This is a genomic window from Streptomyces sp. NPDC049970 (assembly GCF_040660235.1).
Lineage (GTDB): Bacteria > Actinomycetota > Actinomycetes > Streptomycetales > Streptomycetaceae > Streptomyces.
The window spans coordinates 345,315-369,406 of record NZ_JBFALP010000002.1 but is presented as its reverse complement, the minus strand read 5'-3'; the positions used below and the strand labels follow the sequence as shown (position 1 = coordinate 369,406).

General features: G+C 71.4%; 18 protein-coding genes. 11 read left to right on the top strand and 7 right to left on the bottom strand.

Going from position 1 to position 24,092, the window contains the following annotated elements; translation table 11 throughout:
* Positions 1–133 precede the first annotated feature (133 nt).
* Together AB0I83_RS04945 and AB0I83_RS04940 are read left to right on the top strand one after the other, a co-directional pair.
* Complete coding sequence (locus AB0I83_RS04945) at positions 134–1,060, top strand: sugar phosphate isomerase/epimerase (protein ID WP_356533795.1); 927 nt, start codon at positions 134–136, stop codon at positions 1,058–1,060.
* A 179-nt stretch (positions 1,061–1,239) separates the two neighbouring features.
* On the top strand, positions 1,240–1,431 hold the full coding sequence (locus AB0I83_RS04940; RefSeq protein WP_356533796.1) for a MerR family transcriptional regulator: 192 nt from the start codon (positions 1,240–1,242) through the stop codon (positions 1,429–1,431).
* A gap of 25 nt (positions 1,432–1,456) precedes the next feature.
* On the opposite strand, the gene AB0I83_RS04935 is transcribed toward AB0I83_RS04940, so the two are convergent.
* Both AB0I83_RS04935 and AB0I83_RS04930 read right to left on the bottom strand, forming a co-directional pair.
* Positions 1,457–2,509 carry a zinc-dependent alcohol dehydrogenase family protein gene (locus tag AB0I83_RS04935; RefSeq protein ID WP_363303628.1) on the bottom strand — a complete coding sequence of 351 codons (1,053 nt, stop codon included), beginning with the start codon at positions 2,507–2,509 and terminating at the stop codon, positions 1,457–1,459.
* A 223-nt stretch (positions 2,510–2,732) separates the two neighbouring features.
* Positions 2,733–4,973 carry an MMPL family transporter gene (locus tag AB0I83_RS04930; protein ID WP_363303627.1) on the bottom strand — a complete coding sequence of 747 codons (2,241 nt, stop codon included), beginning with the start codon at positions 4,971–4,973 and terminating at the stop codon, positions 2,733–2,735.
* 193 nt (positions 4,974–5,166) lie between these two features.
* Between AB0I83_RS04930 and AB0I83_RS04925 the strand changes: the two genes are divergently transcribed.
* The 3 genes from AB0I83_RS04925 (at position 5,167) to AB0I83_RS04915 (ending at position 9,131) form a co-directional block, all read left to right on the top strand.
* A complete protein-coding gene (locus AB0I83_RS04925) occupies positions 5,167–5,859 on the top strand; it encodes a TetR/AcrR family transcriptional regulator (RefSeq protein WP_363303800.1) in 693 nt (230 codons plus the stop codon).
* Positions 5,860–5,978: 119 nt separating this feature from the next.
* Entirely contained in the window at positions 5,979–6,284 is a 306-nt protein-coding gene (locus AB0I83_RS04920) for a heavy-metal-associated domain-containing protein (RefSeq protein ID WP_363303799.1), read from the top strand.
* A 330-nt stretch (positions 6,285–6,614) separates the two neighbouring features.
* Positions 6,615–9,131, top strand: coding sequence for a heavy metal translocating P-type ATPase (locus tag AB0I83_RS04915; protein WP_363303626.1), 2,517 nt, complete (start codon positions 6,615–6,617; stop codon positions 9,129–9,131).
* Positions 9,132–9,657: 526 nt separating this feature from the next.
* Here the strand turns inward: AB0I83_RS04915 and AB0I83_RS04910 are convergent.
* Positions 9,658–10,956, bottom strand: a complete 1,299-nt coding sequence (locus AB0I83_RS04910; protein ID WP_073746777.1) for a citrate synthase — start codon at positions 10,954–10,956, stop codon at positions 9,658–9,660.
* A 197-nt stretch (positions 10,957–11,153) separates the two neighbouring features.
* Positions 11,154–13,385 carry an ATP-dependent RecD-like DNA helicase gene (locus AB0I83_RS04905; RefSeq protein WP_356533804.1) on the bottom strand — a complete coding sequence of 744 codons (2,232 nt, stop codon included), beginning with the start codon at positions 13,383–13,385 and terminating at the stop codon, positions 11,154–11,156.
* 186 nt (positions 13,386–13,571) lie between these two features.
* Here AB0I83_RS04905 and AB0I83_RS04900 point away from each other — a divergent pair, with 186 nt between their 5' ends.
* The 3 genes from AB0I83_RS04900 (at position 13,572) to AB0I83_RS04890 (ending at position 15,974) form a co-directional block, all read left to right on the top strand.
* A complete protein-coding gene (locus AB0I83_RS04900; RefSeq protein WP_363303625.1) occupies positions 13,572–14,591 on the top strand; it encodes a MarR family transcriptional regulator in 1,020 nt (339 codons plus the stop codon).
* Between the two features lie 44 nt (positions 14,592–14,635).
* Complete coding sequence (locus tag AB0I83_RS04895; RefSeq protein WP_363303624.1) at positions 14,636–15,370, top strand: class I SAM-dependent methyltransferase; 735 nt, start codon at positions 14,636–14,638, stop codon at positions 15,368–15,370.
* A gap of 172 nt (positions 15,371–15,542) precedes the next feature.
* Positions 15,543–15,974, top strand: a complete 432-nt coding sequence (locus AB0I83_RS04890; RefSeq protein ID WP_363303623.1) for a hypothetical protein — start codon at positions 15,543–15,545, stop codon at positions 15,972–15,974.
* 260 nt (positions 15,975–16,234) lie between these two features.
* Here the strand turns inward: AB0I83_RS04890 and AB0I83_RS04885 are convergent, their stop codons facing one another.
* Genes AB0I83_RS04885 through AB0I83_RS04875 form a run of 3 tightly spaced genes read right to left on the bottom strand, consistent with a single transcriptional unit; the run spans position 16,235 to position 19,373 of the window.
* Positions 16,235–17,086 (bottom strand): sugar phosphate isomerase/epimerase family protein, encoded by an 852-nt coding sequence (locus tag AB0I83_RS04885; protein WP_363303622.1) that lies wholly within the window; start codon positions 17,084–17,086, stop codon positions 16,235–16,237.
* Complete coding sequence (locus AB0I83_RS04880; protein ID WP_363303621.1) at positions 17,083–18,225, bottom strand: dihydrodipicolinate synthase family protein; 1,143 nt, start codon at positions 18,223–18,225, stop codon at positions 17,083–17,085. The genes AB0I83_RS04885 and AB0I83_RS04880 overlap by 4 nt, the downstream gene beginning before the upstream one ends.
* The gene (locus AB0I83_RS04875; RefSeq protein WP_363303620.1) at positions 18,222–19,373 is read right to left on the bottom strand and encodes a Gfo/Idh/MocA family oxidoreductase; all 1,152 of its coding nucleotides are present in this window, start codon (positions 19,371–19,373) and stop codon (positions 18,222–18,224) included. Before AB0I83_RS04875 ends, AB0I83_RS04880 begins: the two co-directional genes overlap by 4 nt.
* 110 nt (positions 19,374–19,483) lie before the next feature.
* Here AB0I83_RS04875 and AB0I83_RS04870 point away from each other — a divergent pair, with 110 nt between their 5' ends.
* The 3 genes from AB0I83_RS04870 (at position 19,484) to AB0I83_RS04860 (ending at position 24,023) form a co-directional block, all read left to right on the top strand.
* Entirely contained in the window at positions 19,484–20,548 is a 1,065-nt protein-coding gene (locus AB0I83_RS04870; protein ID WP_363303619.1) for a LacI family DNA-binding transcriptional regulator, read from the top strand.
* A 155-nt stretch (positions 20,549–20,703) separates the two neighbouring features.
* Complete coding sequence (locus AB0I83_RS04865; protein WP_363303618.1) at positions 20,704–23,820, top strand: type 2 lanthipeptide synthetase LanM family protein; 3,117 nt, start codon at positions 20,704–20,706, stop codon at positions 23,818–23,820.
* Positions 23,821–23,831: 11 nt separating this feature from the next.
* Positions 23,832–24,023 (top strand): hypothetical protein, encoded by a 192-nt coding sequence (locus AB0I83_RS04860; protein WP_363303617.1) that lies wholly within the window; start codon positions 23,832–23,834, stop codon positions 24,021–24,023.
* Positions 24,024–24,092: the final 69 nt, after the last annotated feature.

The window sequence follows — 24,092 nt, the reverse complement described above, 5'->3', positions numbered from 1 at the left end:
CGGCCCGGGGGCCCGGCCACGGCCGGGCGGGCCGCTCCCAGGTCTAGCCCTCACCCGGAACCCTGTCAACACTTTGTCCGGACATTCGGACGAACTCTTGACACTCCTCTCCGAGGGCTGGAGGGTGGGCGATATGACCTCCTCCGCACCCTCCCCGGCCCGCATCCGCATCGGTTCGGCACCCGATTCGTGGGGAGTGTGGTTCCCCGACGACCCGCAGCAAGTGCCGTGGGGGCGTTTCCTCGACGAGGTCTCCGAAGCGGGTTACGAGTGGATCGAGCTCGGCCCGTACGGCTACCTGCCGACCGATCCCGCCCGCCTCGCCGACGAGACCGCCCGCCGCGGGCTGTCCGTCTCGGCGGGCACGGTCTTCACGGGATTGCACCACGGCCCCGAGGTCTGGGACCGGACCTGGGAGCATGTCGCGGGCATCGCGGCACTCACCCGGGCGATGGGCGCCGGGTACCTGGTGGTCATCCCGTCGTTCTGGCGGGACGACAAGACGGGCGATGTACTGGAGGACCGCACCCTCACCCCCGGGCAGTGGCGCGACCTCACCACCCAGACCGAACGCCTGGCACACGAGGTGCGGGACCGCTACGGGCTGCGGATCGTGGTGCACCCGCACGCCGACACGCACATCGACAGCGAGGACAACGTCAACCGCTTCCTCGACGCCACGGACCCGGACCTGGTCTCCCTCTGCCTGGACACCGGCCACTACGCCTACTGCGGCGGCGACAGCGTGAAGCTCATCAAGACCTACGGCGAACGGATCGGATACCTGCACCTCAAGCAGGTCGATCCCGCCGTACTCGCCGATGTGGTGGCCAACGAGGTGCCCTTCGGTCCGGCCGTCGCACGCGGGGTGATGTGCGAACCGCCCGGCGGGGTGCCCCCGCTGGAACCGGTGCTCGACGCCGCGCGCGCCCTGGGCACCGACCTGTTCGCCATCGTCGAGCAGGACATGTACCCCTGCCCGCCGGACAAGCCGCTTCCCATCGCCCGCCGGACCCGCGAGTTCCTCCGCATCTGCGGCCCGGCCCGGCCCTCCTCCTGACCCCTCGGCTTCTCGCCGGTCGGGCCAGTCGGCTCCCTCCCTGCCCAGCAGTCACTTCTCTGTCACGTATGTCCGCGTTCTGCTGGTCCTGTGTCACGGGCCGGCGACGCCCGCTGCCCAGCCCGGAACCCTCTCGTTCACGGAACAGAGGCGCGCCGAGGTACAGAGAGGTGTCATTCATGACGGACAGAACACTCTGGTCGTACAAGGACATTGCGGCACACATCCAGGTCCAACCGGACACGATCCGCTCGTACCGCAAGCACGGGCTCCTTCCGCCTCCCGACGATGTGCGGAACGGGAAGCCCTACTGGTACGTGGACACGGTCCTCGCCTGGATCGCGGCCCGGCCGAGCAACCGGGGCCGCTGAGACCGAGCGCATCCGACTCGAACGCTCATGCCTCCTTCGCAGGTTCGATGATCGTCACACCCGCCCCGGGCGCCGCGCCCATCGCGGCCAGCGCCGCCGGGGCGGCGTCGAGGGTGATGGTGGAGGTCACCAGGAGATCCGGGCGCAGGGTGCCGGCCCGGACCATGTCCATCATCGGCGGGTAGTCGTGCGCGGCCATGCCGTGGCTGCCGAGGATCTCCAGCTCGAGCCCGATCACCCGCGCCATCGGCACGACCGGGTCACCGGCCGCCGTGGGCAGCAGCCCGACCTGGACGTGACGGCCCTGTCGGCGCAGGCTCCGCACCGAGGCGGCGCAGGTGAGCGGGGAGCCGAGAGCGTCGAGCGACAGATGCGCCCCACCGCCGGTCAGTTCACGCACGACCGCGTCCGCGCCGGCCGGGTACGCGGAGGCGTCGACGCACTCGGCCGCGCCGAACGCCCGCGCCAGCTCCAGCGCGTGCGGCGAGACGTCGACCGCGACGACCCGCGCTCCGCACGCCACCGCGATCATCACGGCGGACAGCCCGACGCCACCGCAGCCGTGCACGGCGACCCACTCCCCCGGAGCCACCCGCCCCTGGCCGGCAACCGCCCTGAACGCCGTGGCGAACCGGCATCCCAGCCCGGCGGCGGTGGCGAAGGACATGTCCTCGGGCACGGCGACCAGGTTGACGTCGGCCTGCTCGAGCGCCACGTGATCGGCGAAGGATCCCCAGTGGGTGAAGCCGGGCTGGGTCTGCCGCTCACAGACCTGCTGGGCACCCGCCGCGCACGCCGCGCACCGACCGCAGGCACAGACGAAAGGCACGGTGACCCTGTCGCCCCGGCGCCAGTTGTGCACGCCGGGGCCCACCTCCTCGACCACTCCCGCGAGTTCGTGTCCTGGCACGTGCGGGAGGACGATGTCCGGGTCGTGGCCCATCCAGCCGTGCCAGTCACTCCGGCACAACCCGGTGGCACCGACCCGGACCACCACGCCCCCGGCCGGGGGCACCGGATCGGGAAGGTCACGGACCCTGGCTTCCCGCCCGAACTCCTCGAACACCACTGCCCGCATGCGCTCCGCCTCCCGTGATCCGTTCCCCTGGCCACCGGTTCCGGTGGTCCGCGGCCATGGTCCGCCCAGCCGGCCCGCTCCGGTGGTCCGTGGTCGTTACCGTCCCCGTGACCCGATCCGGTGGAATCCGGTGGTCTGCGGCCGTGACACGTCCCCGAGGGGCCCGTTCCCCCGGCCGGTTCCTCCGACCCGGCACGACCGCCGGATCGTCGGTCCGGTGAATCTACGCCCCGACCGTGATCTTGTCCCGCTCCTGTCCGGCGTCCGGTATCCGCTCCGCACCATGGTCCCCCCGCGGGGCCGGCTCCCCCTCGCTCAGCCCGAACCGTCCGTGGAAGGCGCGCAGCGGCGCGGGAGCCCACCAGGTGAAGCGGCCCGTCAGCTTCATCACGGCCGGCACCAGCAGGCTGCGCACCACCATGGCGTCCATCAGCACCGCGAGCGCGATCCCCAGCCCGAGCATCTTGGTGTTGGTCACGCGGGAGGTGCCGATGGCGACCATCACGACGGCCAGAATGACGGCGGCAGCAGTGATCAGCCCGCCGGTGTGACGCAGTCCGAAGGTCACCGAGTGCTCGTGATCGCCGGTGCGGTCGTACTCCTCCTTGATCCGGGAGAGCAGGAACACGCCGTAGTCCATGGAGAGGCCGAAGGCCACGCAGAACATCAGCACCGGCAGGGTCGTCTCTATGTCACCTGTGCTGGTGAAGGAGAGGAGCCCGGACAGGTGTCCGTCCTGGAAGACCCAGACCACCGCTCCGAACATCGCCGTCAGGCTCAGCGCGTTGAGCACCACCGCCTGGAGCGGGATCAGAACGCTCCCGGTCAGCAGGAAGACCAGCAGCAGTGTCACTCCGACGATGATCCCGACCGCCCACGGCAGCCGGTCGGCTATGGCGTCCTTGGAGTCGACCAGGACGGCCGCCGTGCCGGTCACCGAGGTGTCGAATGGAGCGGGCTCGGCACGGAGGTCCCGCACCAGGTCCTGAGCACCCTGCCCGACCGGCTCGCCGGCGGGTTGCACGTTGAAGTACGCCATTCCGTCGCCCGTCACGGGGCCGTCGACGCGCTGCACGCCGGGGAGCGAGGCGATCCGCTTCCGGTAGCCGTCGTACTCGCCGGGACTCGCCGGGCCGTCCGCGAGCACTTCGAGCCCTCCGCCCGGGCTTCCGGGGAAGCCTTCGCGTATGTGCTCCTGGACGACTCGGGATTCGGCCGTGGCGGGCAGCTGGCGGTCGTCCGCCGTGCCGAACCTCACCCCGAGGAAGGGGAGCCCCAGGAGCACGAGCCCGACCGTGGTGACGACGGCGAAGACGGGTGCTCTGCGCATGACGAGCACCGAGAACCGGGCCCACCCCCTGCTCGGCCGCTCGGCCCCGGCGGCCCCCGGACCCCTGCCACGGCGGCGCAGAAGCCGGCGCAGGTCCAGGGAGTTGACGCGGGGCCCGAGCAGCAGGAGGGCGGCGGGCAGCAGCACGAGGGCGGCCGCGGCTGCCAGAAGCACGACGGCGATACCGGCATAGGCGAAGGAACGCAGGAAGTACTGGGGGAAGACCATCATCGCCGCCAGCGACACCGCCACGGTCAGAGCGGAGAAGAGGACCGTGCGCCCCGCCGTACGCAGGGTGGTGCCGATCGCCGCTCCGGCGTCCGCTCCGGCAGCCAGTTCCTCGCGGAACCGGCGGACGATGAACAGCGCGTAGTCGATGGCGAGTCCGAGACCCAGTGCCGTGGTGAGGTTCTGGGCGAAGACGGAGACGTCGGTGAACTCGGTGATGCCCCTCAGTACGGCGTTGGTGCCGAGGATGGCGACGATGCCGACGCCCAGCGGCAGCAGTGCGGCGATCGCGCTGCCGAAGACCATCACCAGCAGCACCAGCGTGACCGGCAGAGCGATGAGTTCGGCCCGCAGAAGGTCCTCCTGGATGATGCTCTGCATCTCGTGCCGCACGGCGAGGGGACCACCCACGGACACCTCCACCGGGCCGTGCGTGCCCCGGAGAGCGGGAGCCGTCCGGTCGAGGATCTCCCCTGCGGCCTTCTCGTCGCCCTCGATGCGGGCGGCCACGAGGGCTTCGTGCCCGTCCTCGGAGCGCAGGGCTGGGGACTTCGTCCGCCAGTACGAGCCGACGCCCGAGATTCCCGGCTCCGCCGACAGTCGCTCCGTGAGTCGCTCTGCCTCCGCGACCACCGCGGGATCGTCGACGGAGGCGTCACCGCTGTCCAGGAGCAGGAGCAGATTGGGCTGCGAGTCGGGGAACTCCCGCTCCAGCGCCTGGGTCGTGTAGGTCGATTCGGCGTCGGGATCCTCCCAGCCGCCACTGCCCATCCGATCGGCGACCCCGCTGCCCGCGAACACGGCCAGCGCCGTGATCACCAGGGCGGCGAGCAGCGAGAGCCGTGGCCGCGCGGTGACGAGGCGCGTCCAGCCCCCGACCCGCTCCGGGCTGTTGACTTCGGACATGGTGCGGTGTCCCCTTCACCGGGACCCGGGCAGCGCGAAGCGGCATGGGTCGGTCATTGCCACGTACACTGGCAAACACGAGCCATCGCTCGTGTTTCATCAGAATGCGAGTACCCACTCGTGTTTGTCAACCGCGTCTTGAAAGCTGGGGATCGACGTGCCTGAGGCCAGGGCGGAGAACACCGCCGCACCCGTGCAGGGTGGCGAGGGCGGCGAGGGCGCGACCGCCGCGGAGGCCGGGGCACCACGGCCCCGCCGCCGCCAGGCGCGCGGGGAGGCCCGCATCGCCCAGCTGCTGGAGGCCGCGGCGAGCGTCTTCTGCGCCAGCGGCTACAACGGGGCGAGCACCAACGCCATCGCCCGGGAGGCGGGCGTCTCGCCCGGCACGCTCTACCAGTTCTTCCCCAACAAGGAGGCCATCGCGGTAGAGCTCGGCGACCAGCTCATGCACCGCTGGCGGGAGACGTACGGCGCCGCCTTCGTCGTCAGCCACCTGGAGCTGCCGCTCGACCGCCTGCTGGACACCGTCCTCGACCCGCTGATCGCCTTCAACCGCGAGAACCCGGCCTTCGCCGTCCTGACCCACGGCTCCGAGATCCCCGGCGTGATCACCCAGGAGCACGACGTACTGCACGCCACCATGCTCGAGCGGACCGAGCAGCTGCTCGGCGCCTACCTGCCGCACCTACCGGAGGGCCAGGTCGCGCGCGTCGCCGAGATGTCCTTCGTGCTCTTCAAGTCGGGGCTCGACCTCGTCATGTCCCACCAGGGTCCCGAGCAGGAGTCGTACGTCGAGGAACTCAAGACCGTGATGCGCCGCTACCTGGGCCCCCTGGCGTGCGACACGCCCGACGGGGTGACCACCGGACGGGCAAATACCCCCTAGGGGTATAATCGGTGAGCAGATGGCCGCACCGGGCGCACCCGCGCCCCCTCGTGCACCACCTGCACCACCTGCACCACCTGCACCACAGCATCCCGTGTGTCCGCGAAGAGGAGAACGCCATGACCGCCGAGACCGAGACCCCCCGGGCCGCCGACTCCTGCTGCTCGTCCACCGGTTCCTGCCAGGACGGGACGGCCGACGTCCGGGCGGGCGGGGTCACCACGGTGTACGAGGTGAAGGGCATGACCTGCGGCCACTGCGAGGGGGCCGTGTCCGAGGAGATCTCCGGGATCGAGGGTGTCACCTCGGTGAAGGCGGAGGCCGCCGACGGCCGGGTGACTGTCACCTCCGCCGCCCCGCTGTCCGAGGACGCCGTACGCGCAGCGGTCGACGAGGCAGGGTACGAGCTCGTGGGCCGCGCCTGACGGCGGCCGGCCCCGGCGGACCGCCCCGGGCACACCGGGGCGGTCCTGCCGCGCGCACCGCGCCCCGCACGCCCCGCCCCAGCGCGGGATGCACCTGCGCACACCCGCGCCCCGTACGGGAAGCACCCAGGAGCGTACGAGCCGCTCCACGGGTGCCCCCGCCGGAGGCCGAGACACAGCGCGATCGGCGCCCGGGCTCCCGCGCGGCCTCCGCGCACCGACCCGTCACCGATGCGCGCCACCATGCACCACCGGCGAGCGCTCCGCCCGCCCGGGAGGCAGATACTGGTGGGGAGAACCGGCCCGACTGCTCGACCCAGGAGTCCGCACATGGCCAGCACCACGGCAGCCGAGGCCTCCACGGCGGAGACCTCCGAGGCCGAGCTCACGATCGGCGGGATGACCTGCGCCTCCTGCGCGGCCCGCGTCGAGAAGAAGCTCAACCGGATGGACGGGGTCACCGCCACCGTCAACTACGCGACCGAGAAGGCCCGCGTCTCCTTCGGTGCCGGAACCGCGCTGGAGGATCTCGTCGCCACCGTCGAGAAGACCGGCTACACGGCGCGGCCGGTGATCCGCACCGCCCCCGCGCCGCCGCCGTCACTTGCGCCCGGAGAGAGTGCGGTACGGGGAACGAACACGGCGGGCCGGGGCGGCGGTAGCGGCGCCACCGAGCACCCGACCGGTACGGCCGACGCCCCCGGCACCAGGGACACGAGCACCCCCGACGGCGAAGGCGGCGCCCCCGGACCGGCCGACGGGGCCGTCGCAGCACTCCGGCAGCGCCTCCTCGTCTCCGCCGCGCTCGCCGTGCCGGTGGTCCTGATGGCCATGGTCCCCGCCTTGCAGTTCGACAACTGGCAGTGGCTGTCCCTCACCCTCGCCTCACCGGTGGTCGTCTGGGGCGGGCTGCCCTTCCACCGTGCCGCCTGGACCAACCTGCGGCACGGCGCCGCGACCATGGACACGCTGGTCTCGATCGGTACGCTCGCCGCCTTCGGCTGGTCGCTGTGGGCTCTGTTCCTCGGCGACGCGGGCATGCCGGGCATGCGGCACGGGTTCGATGTCGCGGTCTCCCGGTCCGATCCGTCCGCCACCATCTACCTGGAGGTGGCGGCGGGAGTCACCGGCTTCATCCTGCTGGGGCGGTACCTGGAGGCGCGGTCGAAGCGAAAGACCGGTTCCGCCCTGCGCGCGCTGCTGCACCTGGGGGCGAAGGACGTCACGGTCCTCCGCCCCGGAGCGGAGGCGCCCCCCGGAACCACGGGACCTGGGACGCCCGAGCACCGGGCGCGAGGAGTGGACGGGACGCAAGGAGCATCAGCGGCACCGGCGGCACCAAGGACAGCACAAGGGACCACCGAGGTACGCGTCCCGGTCGGCACCCTCCTCGTCGGCGACCTGTTCGTCGTGCGGCCCGGCGAGACGATCGCCACCGACGGCACCGTCGTCGAGGGCTTCTCGGCGGTCGACGTCTCGATGCTGACCGGGGAGTCGCTTCCGGTGGACGCGGCCCCCGGCGACTCCGTCACCGGCGGCACGCTCAACACGTCCGGACGGCTGGTGGTCGAGGCGGCCCGGGTCGGCTCCGACACCCAGCTCGCCCGCATGGCCCGCCTCGTGGAGGACGCCCAGAACGGCAAGGCGGCCGCACAGCGTCTGGCGGACCGGGTCTCGGCCGTCTTCGTCCCCGTGGTCCTGCTGATCGCCCTGGTGACCCTGGTCGCGCAGCTCCTCGTCACGGATGACGTCACAGGGTCGTTCACCGCGGCCGTCGCCGTCCTGATCGTCGCCTGCCCGTGCGCTCTGGGCCTCGCCACCCCCACCGCCCTCATGGTGGGCACCGGGCGCGGCGCCCAGCTCGGGATCCTGATCAAGGGCCCCGAGGTGCTGGAGACCGCCCGCAGGGTCGACACGATCGTCCTCGACAAGACCGGCACGGTCACCACCGGCCGCATGACCCTCGGACGCGTCCACACCGCCCCCGGCACGGCCGAGACCGACGTACTGCGGCTCGCGGGGGCGGTCGAGCACGCCTCCGAGCACCCCGTGGCGCGGGCGGTGGCCGCGGGAGCGGTCGCTCGGACCGGCGGGGCGCTTCCCCCCGCGGTGGGCTTCACCAGTGTTCCCGGTCTCGGCGTGCACGGCACCGTCGAGGGGCGCGAGGTGCTTGTCGGCCGGCCACGCCTCCTCGGCGAGGCCGGGATCGCCATGCCGCCGCCGCTGTCCGACGCCCTGTCGGATGCGGCCCTCCAGGGCCGTACGGCCGTCGTCGTGGCCTGGGACGGACGGGCGAGGGGTGTACTGGAGGTCGCCGACGCGGTGAAGGAGGGCAGTGCCGAGGCCGTCGCGGAGCTGCGCGCACTGGGCCTCAGGCCGATCCTGCTGACCGGTGACAACCGCGCCGTGGCGGACGCCGTGGCACGCGCGGTCGGTATCGACGAGGTGCACGCGGAGGTGCTGCCCGAGGACAAGGCGGAGGTCGTACGGCGCCTCCAGGCGGAGGGCCGGTCCGTCGCGATGGTCGGTGACGGGGTGAACGACGCGGCGGCGCTGGCGGTCGCCGATCTGGGTCTTTCGATGGGAACGGGCACCGACGCGGCGATCGAGGCGGGCGACCTCACACTGGTTCATGGAGATCTCAAGGTGACCACTGCCGCCATCCGGCTCTCACGGCGTACTCTGTCGACTATCAGAAGCAACCTCTTCTGGGCCTTCGGCTACAACGTGGCTGCACTGCCTTTGGCTGCGTTCGGGCTGCTCAGCCCCATGATCGCAGGTGCGGCGATGGCGTTTTCGTCGGTGTTCGTGGTGCTGAACAGCTTGAGGTTGCGCTCCTTCACATAATTTCTACAAAGAGACTTAGATCACACCGATTCGAGGGTAACCATCTGATGGGTTGGTGAGTCTAAGAGTGCGATGCCATGGATGTCTTGGGGGACGTCCGATGGAGTGTCTTGGGGGACGCTCCTGGCAAGCGCCGGCCGGGGCACGTGCACCGGGGAGCTTTGAGCGGCCCTCCCGTGCGTACGTACCCCGGCAGATCGCACAGCAGGACCGAACCGAACAAGCACCACCGAAGAACAACGGGAGCTCCGGCTCCCTTCAGGCGCCCGGCCGGATCCCGTGGGGGGAATCCGCTCCGGGATACGGGAAACGCCCCGTCCGTCGACCCGTGGGGGGATCGGCAGACGGGGCGTTTTTCTCTTCCGCGACGTCCGGTGACCGGCTCCCCGGCTGCCTCACCGCCCGTCAAGCACCCGGAACGCCGAATCGCCCCGACACCGCGCTCCGAATGTTTCGGGCGCGGTACGCGGGGCGAAGGATGCCGACCGGATCGGCCGGGTACAGCAGCGGCTCAGCGGACCGTGGTTCAGCGGCCCTCGACCGGGACGAAGTCGCGCAGGACCTCGCCGGTGTAGATCTGGCGCGGGCGGCCGATGCGGGATCCCGGCTCCTTGATCATCTCGTGCCACTGGGCGATCCAGCCGGGAAGCCGGCCGAGCGCGAACAGCACGGTGAACATCTCGGTCGGGAAGCCCATGGCGCGGTAGATCAGGCCCGTGTAGAAGTCCACGTTGGGGTAGAGGTTGCGCGAGACGAAGTACTCGTCGGAGAGCGCGTGCTCCTCCAGCTTGAGCGCGATGTCCAGCAGCTCGTCGGACTTGCCGAGCGAGGACAGCACGTCGTGGGCCGCAGCCTTGATGATCTTGGCGCGCGGGTCGAAGGACTTGTACACCCGGTGGCCGAAGCCCATCAGGCGGACGCCGTCCTCCTTGTTCTTCACCTTCTGGATGAAGGAGTCGACGTCGCCGCCGTTGGCCTGGATGCCCTCGAGCATCTCCAGGACCGACTGGTTGGCACCGCCGTGCAGCGGGCCCCACAGGGCGGAGATGCCGGCCGAGATCGAGGCGAACATGTTCGCCTGCGATGAGCCGACGAGACGCACGGTGGAGGTCGAACAGTTCTGCTCGTGGTCCGCGTGCAGGATGAGCAGCTTCTCGAGCGCCGAGACGACGACCGGGTCCGGCACGTACTCCTGGGCCGGCACGGAGAACGTCATGCGCAGGAAGTTCTCGACGTAGCCGAGGTCGTTGCGCGGGTAGACGAACGGGTGGCCGATCGACTTCTTGTACGCGTAAGCGGCGATCGTCGGGAGCTTGGCGAGCAGCCGGATCGTCGAGAGGTGGCGCTGCTCCTCGTCGAACGGGTTGTGGCTGTCCTGGTAGAACGTGGACAGCGCGCTGACGACCGAGGACAGCATGGCCATCGGGTGGGCGTCGCGCGGGAAGCCGTCGAAGAAGCGCTTGACGTCCTCGTGCAGCAGCGTGTGCTGGGTGATCTCGTTCTTGAAGGCCGACAGCTCGTCGACCTTGGGAAGGTCACCGTTGATCAGCGTGTAGGCGACCTCGAGGAACGTCGAGCTCTCCGCGAGCTGCTCGATCGGGTAGCCGCGGTACCGCAGGATGCCCTGCTCGCCGTCGAGGTAGGTGATGGCGGATTTATACGCGGCCGTGTTGCCGTAGCCGCTGTCCAGCGTGACCAGGCCGGTATTGGCCCGGAGCTTCCCGATATCGAAGCCCTTGTCGCCGACGGTGCTGTCGATCACCGGGTAGGTGTACTCGTCATCGCCGTACCGCAGTACTACAGCGTTGTTGGTGTGCTCGCTCACGTCATCCCTCACCGACGTAGTGCCTCTTCTTCGAGGTGCCCTGACTGTCTCCACCCTCCCCCATTTGGCTCAGGAGAGTGCACTCGGGGTCGTCCATTGGACCTACTGGCGGCACTGAGTGCCGCCAACTTTCTCATCCTGCCCCCTGGATCACGGTTCCGGAAGAGCTCAGTGATGTTTCCCACCGTTTTGATCGATCATTTTTCCGGGAAGTCTTCGGCCGTACCGCCGCGGAGCCGGAAATCCAGTCCCGTACAGCGCCGGCCGGCGGAAACGGTGCGGACCGCCTGACCGATGGCCTTACGAGAACCGACCAGCACGACAAGCTTCTTGGCCCTGGTCACGGCGGTGTAGAGCAGGTTCCGCTGGAGCATCATCCAGGCGCTGGTCGTCACCGGAATGACCACGGCCGGATACTCGCTGCCCTGCGAACGGTGGATGGTCATCGCGTACGCGTGGGCCAGTTCGTCCAACTCGTCGAAGTCGTAGACGATCTCCTCGTCCTCGTCGGTCAGGACCGTCAGCTTCTGCTCGTCCGGGTCGAGAGCGGTGACGACACCGACCGTACCGTTGAAGACACCGTTCTCCCCTTTGTCATAGTTGTTGCGGATCTGGGTCACCTTGTCGCCTACCCGGAACACCCGGCCGCCGAACCGCTTCTCGGGCAGTCCCGGGCGTGCCGGGGTGATGGCCTGCTGGAGCAGGCCGTTGAGATGGCCAGCGCCAGCGGGGCCACGGTGCATGGGGGCGAGCACCTGGACGTCACGACGGGGATTCAGGCCGAACTTGGCGGGGATGCGACGCGCCGCGACATCGACGGCGAGTACCCCCGCGTCCTCCGTCTCGTCCTCCACGAAGAGGAAGAAGTCGTCCAGCCCCTGGGTCAGCGGCGGCACTCCGGAGTTGATCCGGTGGGCGTTGGTGACGACGCCCGACTTCTGGGCCTGCCGGAAGACGGTGGTCAGCCGGACCGCCGGGACGGGGCCGCCCTCCGCGAGCAGGTCCCGCAGCACCTCCCCGGCGCCGACCGAGGGAAGCTGGTCCACATCGCCGACCAACAGGAGATGGGCACCGGGTGCCACCGCCTTGACGAGCTTGTTGGCGAGCAGCAGATCGAGCATCGACGCCTCGTCGACGACGACCAGGTCGGCCTCCAAGGGGCGCTCCCGGTCGTAGGCGGCGTCCCCGCCCGGCTTCAGCTCCAGGAGCCGGTGCACGGTGGACGCCTCGGCCCCGGTCAGCTCGGAGAGCCGCTTCGCGGCCCGCCCGGTGGGCGCGGCCAGCACCACCTTGGCGTTCCGGGCGCGGGCCAGCTCGACCACGGAGCGGACGGTGAACGACTTCCCGCAACCGGGGCCGCCGGTGAGGACGGCGACCTTCCTGCTGAGTGCGAGCCGCACGGCCGCCTCCTGCTCGGGAGCCAGCGTGGCACCCGTGCGCCCGGCGAGCCAGGTCAGCGCCTTGTCCCAGTCGACGTCCTGGAAGGCCGGCATCCGGTCCTCCGGCGTACGCAGCAGGCGCTGCACCTGGGCGGCGAGGGCGATCTCGGCGCGGTGGAAGGGGACCAGGTACACCGCGGTGACGGGCTGACCGTCCTCGGGCCCCGGCACCTTCTCCCGTACGACGCCCTCCGGGTCCTGCGCGAGTTCGGCGAGACAGTCGATGACGAGTCCGGTGTCGACCTGGAGCAGCTTCACCCCGTCGGCGATCAGCCGTTCCTCGGGAAGGAAGCAGTGCCCCTGGTCGGTGGACTGGGACAGGGCGTACTGCAGTCCGGCCTTGACCCGCTCGGGGCTGTCGTGCGGGATGCCGACGGCCTGGGCGATGCGGTCGGCGGTGAGGAAGCCGATGCCCCAGACGTCGGCGGCCAGCCGGTAGGGCTGGTTCTTCACGACGGAGATCGAGGCGTCCTCGTACTTCTTGTAGATGCGGACGGCGATGGAGGTGGAGACGCCGACGGTCTGGAGGAAGACCATGACCTCCTTGATCGCCTTCTGCTCCTCCCAGGCCGCGGCGATCATCTTCGTCCGCTTGGGACCGAGCCCGGGGACCTCCACGAGCCGCTTCGGCTGCTGTTCGATGATGTCCAGGGTGTCGACGCCGAAGTGCGTGGTGATGCGGTCCGCCATGACGGGACCGATGCCCTTGATCAGACCGGAGCCGAGGTAGCGGCGGATGCCCTGGATGGTGGCCGGGAGGATCGTCGTGTAGTTGTCGACCAGGAACTGTTTGCCGAACTGCGGGTGCGAACCCCAACGCCCCTCCATCCGCAGGGACTCACCTGGCTGGGCACCGAGCAGCGAACCGACGACGGTGAGCAGGTCACCGGCCCCGCGACCGGTGTCGACGCGGGCGACGGTGTAGCCGTTCTCGTCGTTGGCGTAGGTGATGCGCTCCAGGACGCCCTCGAGCACGGCGGTGTGCGACATGGGACGACGGTATCGGGTGGGACTGACAGCGGATGATCGAGCCCAGGGGTGCTCGCCGCTCCGAACCGTACGCCGGGAGCCCGGGCCCCGAAGCTCGCGCTCCGAGGGCCGGGAGGCTCGCGCTCCGGGCGCCGGGACGGGCGGCTCACTCTTTCGTGGGTACGGGAGGAGGGGTCGGCTCGATGCTTGAGCGACGACTTCGCGCTCCTGCCGGAGCGGGAGCGGTATGTCGCCGGATACGTGGACCGGCTTCCCGAGGGCTGCGCCATGGACGTCGAGTCCCTGGCCAGGTCACTCCCGTTGTGCGGACTGATGGCTGTCGGCAGCGCGCTGCGGGCCCTGGGCGTGGCCGGTCATCTGCGGCGCGTGCGCTGCCAGGTCGTCGAGAGCGGCCGGAGCCGCTGGGTCACCCGCGCCTTCTGGTCCCGCACCGCCCACGACAGCGAATGGTGGGACACCTTCACCCGGAGCGGAGCCGGAACCGGAACCGCGACTTCCCCCACACCCGCACCCGCCCCCGGGAGCCACCAGGCGGCCCCGACGGCGGAGACGGCCTGCCCCGCACTCCAGGAGGATTCGGCTCCGCAGGCCGAGCCCTCGGAAGCTCCGCAGCCCGCTCCCCCGCCCGGCGCGAAGCCCGTGCCGCGACAGCGAACCGCCGGCGGGGGGAGGCCCCGCCGCGCCGTCACCCTCGCTCTCGCCCGACTCGGCCGCCTCGAAACACGCCTGGCCCTGTCCGCCGCCGACTGCACGGTGCTCGAGGAACTGGCTGCCACCTGGCTGGACCGGGGCGTGGACACGGACTTCCTCACCCGGGCCCTCGTCGCCGGACTTCCCCCGCAGATCGGCTCGCCCGTCGGTTTCGTACGCCGTCGTCTCATCGACAAGATCCCGCCCCGCCTCCCCGGTGCGGTCTCAACAGCCGTCCCGGCAAGGGTCGTTCGTCGCGTCCTGATGGAGTGCACCGAATGCGGTGTGCCCGGGCCGCCCGAAGCCCTGACCGAGAGGCGGAGCGGCCCGGGGCCCATCGCCGGGGATGCGTTCGGGAAACACCGCCGGGCGCCCCGCACAGCGCCCTGTCCAGGCTCGTCGGCGGATCGTTCGGGGCGCCTTCACGCCCGTCCGGACCCGCGAGCCCAACCCCCTCGCCGGCGGCGCGCAGCCACCCGTCCAGACGCCACGCAAACCGTCTCCAACCTGGGGTGATGGCTCGGTCCCGGCTAGAATCGGGGCCTCGGGAAGGGGTCTGGATGGACCGGAACATTCGCTCGGTGGACGACGTACTGAAGCTCATGGACAGCCTGTTCGCGCCGGAGGCGGACCGGTGGACAAAGGACGCGAGCGGCTGGTGGGACAGGTTCTACGAGGACCGGTCGAAGCCCGTGCCGTTCTTCGTGGCGAAGCCGGACGAGAACCTCGTCTCGTATCTCGGCCGTGGCCTGCTCACGCCCGGCCGCGCTCTCGACCTCGGCTGCGGTGCGGGACGCAACGCACTGCGCCTGGCCGCCTCAGGTTTCGAGGTGGACGCCGTGGATCTGTCACCCGGGGCCATCGCCTGGGCGGAGGAGCGGGCCCGTGAGGCCGGGGCGGACCTCCGTTTCCACTGCGGGGACGCGTTCGCAGCGGGCGCGCCCTCCGGGCCGTACGACCTGATCTACGACTCCGGCTGCTTCCACCATCTGCCGCCCCACCGGCGCGTCAGCTATCTCGGCCTCGTGGAGCGCGCCCTGGTGCCCGGCGGCCACCTGGCCCTCAGCTGCTTCGCCTCCGGCGCGATGGGCTCCGAGCTGCCCGACGCCGAACTCTACGGCTCGGGAGGGCTGGAGGGCGGTCTCGCCTTCACGCCCGAGTCGCTGCGCTGGATCTTCGCCGGGCTGGAGGAGGTCGAACTGCGCCGGATGCGGGACGAACCGGAGGACTCCCACTGCTTCGGCGAGGGGTTCCTGTGGACCGCGCTGTTCAGGAAGCCGGCCACCCCGGCCTGAACTCCCCGCCGCACGGAGGGGCGCGGCGAGGCGAACCGCTCGGCGCCCAGGGGCGTCTCAGGTGCGGAGGCCCGCACTTCGGGCGACCCCAAAGGCCGGAACCAGAGCCGGAACGAGGGCCGGGAGCAGAGCCGGGAGCAGGGCCGGATCGAGCTGTGGAGGGGGAACCCGGATGACCGGTACGGGCGACGCGGACGGCCACAACTCGGGCGGGGAGGCGGTCGTCCCCGGCTCGCGCCTCCGCGCGACACGGACGTCTTTGGCCTCGGCGGCCCGGAAGACCGCCGTCATCGCACCCGCTGCACTGCTCGTCTCGTACACCGACGCGCGGTTCGTCCGCGCGAGCACCGGGGAACTGGGCTGGTTCTTCGGCATCGAGTTCTGGCTCATGACGCTGGTCCTGGGCGGGCTGTGGGTCCGGGGGCGGACGGCCGACGACGACAGCTGGGTGGGCGTATGCGGACTGGCGGTGCTGCTGGCGGGTTTCGTCGCCGGTCCGCTGCTGGTCCTCCACCCCGTCTGGGCCGGTCCTGCGGCGGCCGGTGTGCTCGTCATGGCGGGACCCGTGACGGCGATCGGGCGGGCCTGCGGTTTCTGGCGGTGAACCACCGGCTCGCGGGCGTTCGACCGGTCCGGGAGCGCTGGACCCCGGTGAGGAAGCGGAAGCGGAGTCGGCGCCGCTGCCCGGACGACGAAATGGGGCCCGACCACAAGGCCGGACCCCCCTCGCTTACCCCCTCCGTCGGGCTTCCCGAAATCCCCCCGGACCCCTCCCCGGAAGTCCCGACGCAGAGTGTGACCGAGGAGGGTGCGAGAAGGTTGTACGCCTTGACCTTCTCTTTACCCGAGCCCCCGGCGACGCTCTCAGCAGGCATGTTCCGTGTAGCGGGCGGCCACTTCGGCGACCACCTCGACACCGTCACGGGCCCACAGCTCCTCGTTGAAGATCTCGACCTCGATCGGCCCCTCGAACCCGGCCGCCTCCACCTGGGCCCGGAGCCTGCGGAAGTCCACGCTCCCGTCACCCAGTTGGCCACGGCCCACGAGCACACCGGCCGGAAGCGGAGTGATCCAGTCGGCGAGCTGGAAGGAGTGGATCCGCCCGCCCGCGCCGGCCCGTGCGATCTGTGCGGGCGCCTGGTCGTCCCACCAGACGTGGTACGTGTCGACGACCACCCCGACCTGCTCGGCCGGGAACCGCTCCGCGAGGTCCAGCGCCTGGGACAGGGTGGAGACGACACAGCGGTCGGAGGCGAACATCGGGTGCAGCGGCTCGATGGCGAGGCGCACACCCCGCTCCTCGGCGTACGGGGCCAGCTCGGTCAGGGCGTCGGCGATCCGCTCCCGTGCGGCGTACAGGTCCTTCTCGCCGGCGGGGAGTCCGCCCGAGACCAGGACCAGGGTGTCGGTTTCGACGCCGACGGCCTCGTCCACCGCCGCCCGGTTGTCCTGGAGGGCGCGGGCGCGCTCGGCGGGGTCGATCGCGGTGAGGAAGCCGCCACGGCAGAGGCTGGTCACGGTGAGGCCCGCGTCCCTGAACAGCCGTCCCGCGCGCTCGACGCCGTACTCCTGCACGGGTGCCCGCCAGAGGCCCACCTGCCCGATTCCGGCTTCGGCGCAGGCCTCGGCGAGCTCCGGCAGGGACAGCTGGCGGACCGTCTCCTGGTTGACGGAGAGGCGGGACAGGTGGGACCGGCCGGACGGATCGGCGCTCATCGGCTTCCTCCGTGGACGGCCAGCAGCGCGCGCATACGCGACTCGGCCAGCTCGGGGTCGGGGAACAGGCCCAGCCGGTCGGCCAGTTCGTAGGCCTTCGCCAGGTGCGGCAGAGAGCGGGCGGACTGCAGGCCCCCGACCATCGTGAAGTGGTCCTGGTGGCCGGCCAGCCAGGCGAGGAGGACGACACCCGTCTTGTAGAACCGGGTCGGGGTCTCGAACAGATGGCGCGACAGCTCGACCGTGGGATCCAGGAGCGTACGGAAGCCCTGGGCGTCCCCCGTGTCCAGGACGCGCACCGCGTGGGCGGCCAGCGGGCCCAGCGGGTCGAAGATGCCGAGCAGGGCGTGGCTGAAGCCGCGGTCGTCGCCCGCGATCAGTTCGGGGTAGTTGAAGTCGTCGCCGGTGTAGCAGCGCACACCGCTGGGGAGCCGGCGTCTGACGTCGATCTCGCGCCGGGCGTCCAGGAGCGAGATCTTGATGCCGTCGACCTTGTCCGGGTGCTCCGCGATGACCTTCAGGAAGGTGTCGGTGGCGGCGTCGAGGTCGGCGCCGCCCCAGTAGCCCTCCAGCGCGGGGTCGAACATGGGCCCGAGCCAGTGCAGGACGACCGGCTCCGTGGCCTGGCGCAGGAGATGGGCGTACGTCTCCAGGTAGTCCTCGGGGCCGTTCGCCGCGGCGGCCAACGCGCGGGAGGCCATCACAATGGCCTGGGCCCCGCTCCCCTCGACGAGGGCGAGCTGCTCCTCGTACGCGGCGCGCACCTCGGGCAGGGTGGCGGGGCCGGTGAGCTGGTCGGTGCCGACACCGCAGGCGATCCTGCCGCCCACGGACTTCGCCTCGGCGGCCGAGCGGCGGATGAGTTCGGCCGCCCCGGCCCAGTCCAGGCCCATACCGCGCTGCGCGGTGTCCATGGCCTCGGCGACGCCCAGGCCGTGCGACCAGAGGTGGCGGCGGAAGGCGAGGGTGGCGTCCCAGTCGACGGCGGCGGGGTCGTCGGGGCTGACGTCCGCGTACGGGTCGGCGACGACGTGGGCGGCGGAGAAGACCGTGCGGGAGGCGAGCGCCGCACCGGACGGCTTCAGGTCGAGGGGCGTGGTCCGGGGCTCGTACGGTCCCTGCGGGAGCTGGATGGTCACAGGCTCAGCTCCGGTACGTCGAAGCGGCGGCCCTCGGCCGACGACCTGAGGCCGAGTTCGGCGAGCTGGACGCCGCGGGCGCCGGCCATCAGGTCCCAGGTGTAGGGCTCGTCGAGGGCGATGTGGCGCAGGAAGAGCTCCCACTGGGCCTTGAAGCCGTTGTCGAACTCGGTGTTGTCGGGGACTTCCTGCCACTGGTCGCGGAACGGCTCGGTCACCGGCAGGTCGGGGTTCCAGACCGGCTTGGGGGTGGCGGAGCGGTGCTGGACATGGCAGTTGCGCAGTCCGGCGACGGCGGAGCCGTGGGTTCCGTCGACCTGGAACTCGACGAGCTCGTCGCGGTTGACGCGTACGGCCCAGGAGGAGTTGATCTGGGCGACGGCGCCGCCGGCCAGCTGGAAGGTGCCGTACGCGGCGTCGTCGGCGGTGGCGGCGTAGGGCTTGCCCTGCTCGTCCCAGCGCTGCGGGATGTGGGTCTGCACATGCGCCGACACGCTCGTGACCTGGCCGAACAGCTCGTGCAGGACGTACTCCCAGTGCGGGAACATGTCGACGACGATGCCGCCGCCGTCCTCCGCGCGGTAGTTCCAGGAGGGGCGCTGGGCGTCCTGCCAGTCGCCTTCGAAGACCCAGTAGCCGAACTCGCCGCGTACGGAGAGGATCTCGCCGAAGAAGCCGCCGTCGATGAGGCGCTTCAGCTTCAGCAGGCCCGGCAGGAAGATCTTGTCCTGGACGACGCCGTGCTTGATCCCGGCGTCGCGGGCGAGGCGGGCCAGTTCGAGGGCGCCCTCGACGTCGGTGGCGGTCGGCTTCTCGGTGTAGACGTGCTTGCCCGCGGCGATCGCCTTCCTGATCGCGTCGACACGGGCCGAGGTGACCTGGGCGTCGAAGTAGATGTCGATCGACTCGTCGGCGAGCACGGCGTCCAGGTCCGTGGACCACTCGGTCAGACCGTGCCGAGCGGCGAGCGCCTCCAGCGCGTGGGAGCGGCGGCCGACGAGCACGGGCTCGGGCCACAGCACGTCGCCGTCGCCGAGGTCGAGGCCGCCCTGCTCGCGGATCGCGAGGATCGAGCGCACCAGGTGCTGCCGGTATCCCATGCGCCCCGTGACGCCGTTCATGGCGATGCGCACTGTCCTGCGTGTCACGAAAGTTCCTCCATACGACCGTAGCAAGCGCTTTCTATCGGCTATGACGCTAGCCTGCCGACAGCGGCCTGGACAAGAGGGGCAGCTCCACAACTCCTCGGAGGAGCAAGATGACAGTCACCCTGGCGGACGTGGCGGCCCGCGCCCGGGTGTCCCCGGCCACCGTCTCCCGTGTCCTGAACGGCAACTACCCGGTGGCGTCGTCCACCCGGGAACGGGTTCTGCGCGCGGTGGACGAGCTGGACTACGTGCTGAACGGCCCGGCCAGCTCGCTCGCCGCCGCCACCTCCGACCTGGTGGGCATCCTGGTCAACGACATCGCCGACCCGTTCTTCGGGATCATGGCCGGAGCGGCCCAGAGCGAGATCGGCGGGCCGGGCGACGGATCCGGCCGCGCGGGCGGCGAGAAGCTCGCCGTCGTCTGCAACACCGGCGGCTCCCCCGAGCGCGAACTGACCTATCTCACCCTGCTCCAGCGCCAGCGCGCCGCGGCCGTCGTCCTCACCGGCGGCGCCCTGGAGGACCCGGCGCACCAGGCCGCGATGGCGGCCAAGCTCGCGAAACTCGCCGACGCCGGAACCAGGATCGTCTTCTGCGGGCGCCCTCCGCTGCCGGAGGGTGACGCGCTGCTCGCGGCGCTGGCCTTCGACAACAGGGGCGGCGCCCGGCGCCTGACCGAGCACCTGATCACCCTGGGACACCGCCGGATCGGCTACGTCGCCGGCCCGCTGGAGCGCACCACGACGCGGCACCGGCTGGAGGGCCACCGCGAGGCGATGAAGGCGGCGGGGCTGTACGGCGACGAGGAGAACGTCACCGTGCACGGCCCGTACGACCGGAGCTCCGGCTACGACGCCACGCTCGAACTCCTGCGCCGCGAGCCCGCGGTGACGGCCGTGGTCGCCGCGAACGACACGGTGGCGCTGGGCGCCTGCGCAGCCCTCCGGGACCGCGGGCTCCGCATCCCCCAGGACGTCTCGGTCGCCGGATTCGACGACCTGCCCTTCTCGGTGGACGCCGTGCCGGCGCTGACGACCGTGCGGCTGCCGTTGCACGAGGCGGGGGCGCGGGCGGGCCGGCTGGCGATGGGCAAGGAGACACCGCCGCCCGGCGGGGTCGCGACGATCGAGGCCGAACTGATGGTGCGGGGCTCGACGGCGGCACCGACGCTCTGACCCGCCCCCACGGCTCGGGCGTCGGCCCCGCCCCCACTGCTTCGGCGTCACGGACGGAAAGATGGGGGCTACTCCCCCATGTGCCCGCTCCACCCGCGCTCCAGGATGGGTGCGGGAGGCCGACCGGGGCTCCCGAGGCCGGGGAGGTGAACGCGGTGGTGGAGCTGAACGCGGTTGGCGGTGCGGGCAGGACGGCCGAAGCGGGCGCCCCGGCCGCGGACCACGACCGCCCGGAGCACGCAGATGTGCCCGCCGCGGACCACGACCGCCCGGAGCACGCACACGTGCGGGACGACGCCTCCCCTCTCCTCGACTCCCCTGTGACCGGGGGCCCTTGGTGGGTTCCGGGCGTCGTCGGACCGCACCCAGGTACGGAGCCCGGCTGGGCCGCGTTCGTCCGGGAGGCCGTGGCGGGCGCGCCGCCGGAGGCACTGGTCGCGGACCGGGCCTATCCGGATCTGACCGGCTTCGAGGTGGTCGTCGCGCCGTTCGCGGTCCGTGCCGCCGATCGGCTGGTGGACGCGGTGGCCGGGGACGGCGCAAGGCCGGGGACGGCCGTCTGCCCACCGAGCGTGCTGGAGGGCTTCCGGCAGGACGTCGCTCGTCGCCTGGCCCTGCTGGCCGCCAGGACCCTCGTCTCCGAACTGCACGGGGTACGGCAGGGTGCCGGGTTGAGCGGGGACGGGCCCGAGGAGCGCTTCCGGGACTTCCTGCGGCTCACCGCGGGCCGGGCCGGCCTCACCTCCCTGGTCACCGGATATCCCGTGCTCGCCAGAGTGCTCGCCCAGGCCGCGATGAACGCGGCCGACGCCTTCGCCGAGATGCTCCGCAGACTCGCGGCCGACCGGGACCTCCTGGCCTCCTCCACGGTGTTGCAGGGCACGGGCACGGCCGGGTCCGCAGCTCACGGGCCGATGTCCCTGACCGGGGTCACGGCCGGCACGGGTGACAGCCATCGCGGGGGCCGGTCGGTGATGCTGCTGCGGTTCGCCGACGGCACCCGGCTGGTCTACAAGCCGCGTCCGCTCACCGCGCACCGGCACTTCGACACCCTGGTCGAGTGGTTCAACTCCCATGCGGGGACGCCCGATCTGCGGGCTCCCGGGGTGATGGACCGCGGTGCGTACGGCTGGGCGGAGTTCGTCGAGGAGGCACCCTGCCTCTCGGCCGCCGAGACCACGCTCTTCTACCGGCGTCTGGGTGCGCTGCTGGCGCTGCTGCACGTCCTGGACGGCACCGACCTGCACCACGAGAATCTCATCGCCTGCGGCCCGCACCCCGTCCTGGTCGACGTGGAGACGCTGTTCCACCCGCCCCTGACGCAGGCGCCGCCCGCCGATCCGGCCGCCCGTGCCCTGCACGCCTCCGTCCACCGCGTCGGGCTTCTCCCGCAGTTGCTGATCGGGGACACGACCGCGCTCGACATGTCCGCCGTCGGCGGCGGCCGGGCGGACCGGTCACCGCTGGAGACGGCCTCCTGGGCCGGGGCCGGCACCGACACCATGCACCTGGTGCGCGCGGCGGGCCGGTTCACCGAATCGGCCAACCGCCCGACGCTCGACGGGGAACGGGCCGATCCGTTCCGGTACACCGACGCGCTGTGCGAGGGATTCCGCGCCGCGTACACGGCCGTCAGCGACTCGCGCGAGGACCTGCTCGGCGAGAAGGGCCTCCTGCGCGTCTTCGCGCGGGACGAGATCCGCTTCGTACCCCGTCCGACCTGGACGTACGCCACCCTGCTGCACGAGTCGACCCATCCCGACCTGATGCGGGACGCCACCGAACGGCAGCAGGTGTTCGGGCTGCTGCGCACCGGAGCCCTGGGCACTCCCGCTCTGCCCGGTCTGGAGGACGAGGAGATCGCTGAGCTGTGGCAGGGCGACGTACCGGTGTTCACCACACGCCCGGACTCCAGGTATGTGTGGAGCGGTAACGGGCGCAGGATGCCGGGCCCTGCCGGGGCGACCGGTCTGGCACGGGTGGAGTCGAAGATCCGGGCCCTGGACACCGTGGACCGGCAGGACCAGGAACGGATCATCCGTACCGCCATGGTCAGCACCTCCACCGAACCCCCGCACCGTGCGGCCGGTGGCGGCAGGGCACGGGCCGAGGCGACGGCGCCGGAACCGGAACGACTGCTCTCCGCCGCGCGCTCGGTGGGCGACCAGCTCGTCTCGCTCGCCTACCACGGCGGGGGCCGGACCAACTGGATCGGTCTGGAGCTGCTCGGCGAACGCTACTGGCGTCTCACACCGATGGCGGCGGATCTCGCCGGCGGCTACACGGGTCCGGCACTGTTCCTGGCACAACTGGCCTCACTGACAGGCGCCGCCAGGTACGCCGACGCGGCGCGCGCCGCGCTGGCGCCCGTACCGGGCCTCCTGGACACCCTGCACCAGAACGGTGACGACCTGGGACTGCTCGGCTCCGGCGCCTTCTCGGGCCTCGGCGGCATCGCCTACGCCCTGGCCGAGATCGGGAAGCTGCTCGACGACCGCCAGGTGTCGGAGTGGGCAGGACCCGCCACCAGGCTCAGCTGTGCGGCGAGTTCGGCCGAGGAAGGGATGGGGGTACGCGGCGGGGCGGCCGGCGGCCTGGTGTCGCTGCTCGCCGTCCACCGGGCCACCGGCCGTACGGAGGCGTGGCGTGGCGCCGAACGCTGCGCCGAGCGGATCGCATCCGCGGCGCTCCCCGCGTCCGAGGGCTTCGCGGAGGGGGCCGCGGGCGTCGGCTGGGCGCTGCTGCGGTTCGCCGGGGCGGGCGGCGGTACCCGCTACCGGGACGCCGGGCTCGACGCCCTGCGCCGTGCCGTGCTCGCCGGACACGACGGGCCGGCCTGGTGCGAGGGCGGCACGGGGATCGCACTCGCGGTCGCCGACAGCCCCCAGGCGGTGGCCGATCCGGAGCTCCGCGACTGGCTCACGGCACGGACGGACGACCTGGCCCGCGCGACGCCCCCCGGCGACGACAGTCTCTGCCACGGTGAGCTGGGCGTGCTGGAGCTGCTCGGCCACGGAGCCCTGCCCCTCCTCCGCCCCCACTGGCTGCGACGGACCGGCACCCTGCTGGCCGCCGCCGACCGGGCGCAACCGCACTGCGGTACGCCCGCACACGTACCTCACCCCGGGCTGCTCACCGGCCTGTCGGGCATCGGACACGGGCTGCTGCGGGCGGGGTTCCCCGACCGGATCGGCCCGGTACTGCTCATGCGCCACTCCGTGGGGGGCGAAGGGTCCTCCGTATCCATGACGTTGTCGACCAACGAACAGTAGATGAGGCAGAGATGACGCAGATCAGCGAATCGGCCGGATACGCGGACGAGACGGCGCACGGGAGCGGGCCGGAGCACCCCGCCGGCCTGATATCGCTCGGTAACACAAGCAGACTGGGCCTGCGCAGCAGACTTCTCAGCGCCGCGGGGGGCGAGACGGACCCCGGCGGCGACTTCCCGTGGACCACCTTCACGATCGTATGACCGCAGACGAGCGTTCATGAGTGGGAATGTGCCTACTGCCGCGCTCTGTACGGTTCAAGTAGCCTGCGG

What these genes read in the sequence shown, in the direction of transcription:
- AB0I83_RS04945 (WP_356533795.1), top strand. Translation starts at nt 134, where the DNA reads ATGACCTCCTCCGCACCCTCCCCGGCCCGCATCCGCATCGGTTCGGCA.
- AB0I83_RS04940 (WP_356533796.1), top strand. Translation starts at nt 1,240, where the DNA reads ATGACGGACAGAACACTCTGGTCGTACAAGGACATTGCGGCACACATC.
- AB0I83_RS04935 (WP_363303628.1), bottom strand. Translation starts at nt 2,509, where the DNA reads ATGCGGGCAGTGGTGTTCGAGGAGTTCGGGCGGGAAGCCAGGGTCCGT.
- AB0I83_RS04930 (WP_363303627.1), bottom strand. Translation starts at nt 4,973, where the DNA reads ATGTCCGAAGTCAACAGCCCGGAGCGGGTCGGGGGCTGGACGCGCCTC.
- AB0I83_RS04920 (WP_363303799.1), top strand. Translation starts at nt 5,979, where the DNA reads ATGACCGCCGAGACCGAGACCCCCCGGGCCGCCGACTCCTGCTGCTCG.
- AB0I83_RS04915 (WP_363303626.1), top strand. Translation starts at nt 6,615, where the DNA reads ATGGCCAGCACCACGGCAGCCGAGGCCTCCACGGCGGAGACCTCCGAG.
- AB0I83_RS04905 (WP_356533804.1), bottom strand. Translation starts at nt 13,385, where the DNA reads ATGTCGCACACCGCCGTGCTCGAGGGCGTCCTGGAGCGCATCACCTAC.
- AB0I83_RS04895 (WP_363303624.1), top strand. Translation starts at nt 14,636, where the DNA reads ATGGACCGGAACATTCGCTCGGTGGACGACGTACTGAAGCTCATGGAC.
- AB0I83_RS04890 (WP_363303623.1), top strand. Translation starts at nt 15,543, where the DNA reads ATGACCGGTACGGGCGACGCGGACGGCCACAACTCGGGCGGGGAGGCG.
- AB0I83_RS04885 (WP_363303622.1), bottom strand. Translation starts at nt 17,086, where the DNA reads ATGAGCGCCGATCCGTCCGGCCGGTCCCACCTGTCCCGCCTCTCCGTC.
- AB0I83_RS04870 (WP_363303619.1), top strand. Translation starts at nt 19,484, where the DNA reads ATGACAGTCACCCTGGCGGACGTGGCGGCCCGCGCCCGGGTGTCCCCG.
- AB0I83_RS04860 (WP_363303617.1), top strand. Translation starts at nt 23,832, where the DNA reads ATGACGCAGATCAGCGAATCGGCCGGATACGCGGACGAGACGGCGCAC.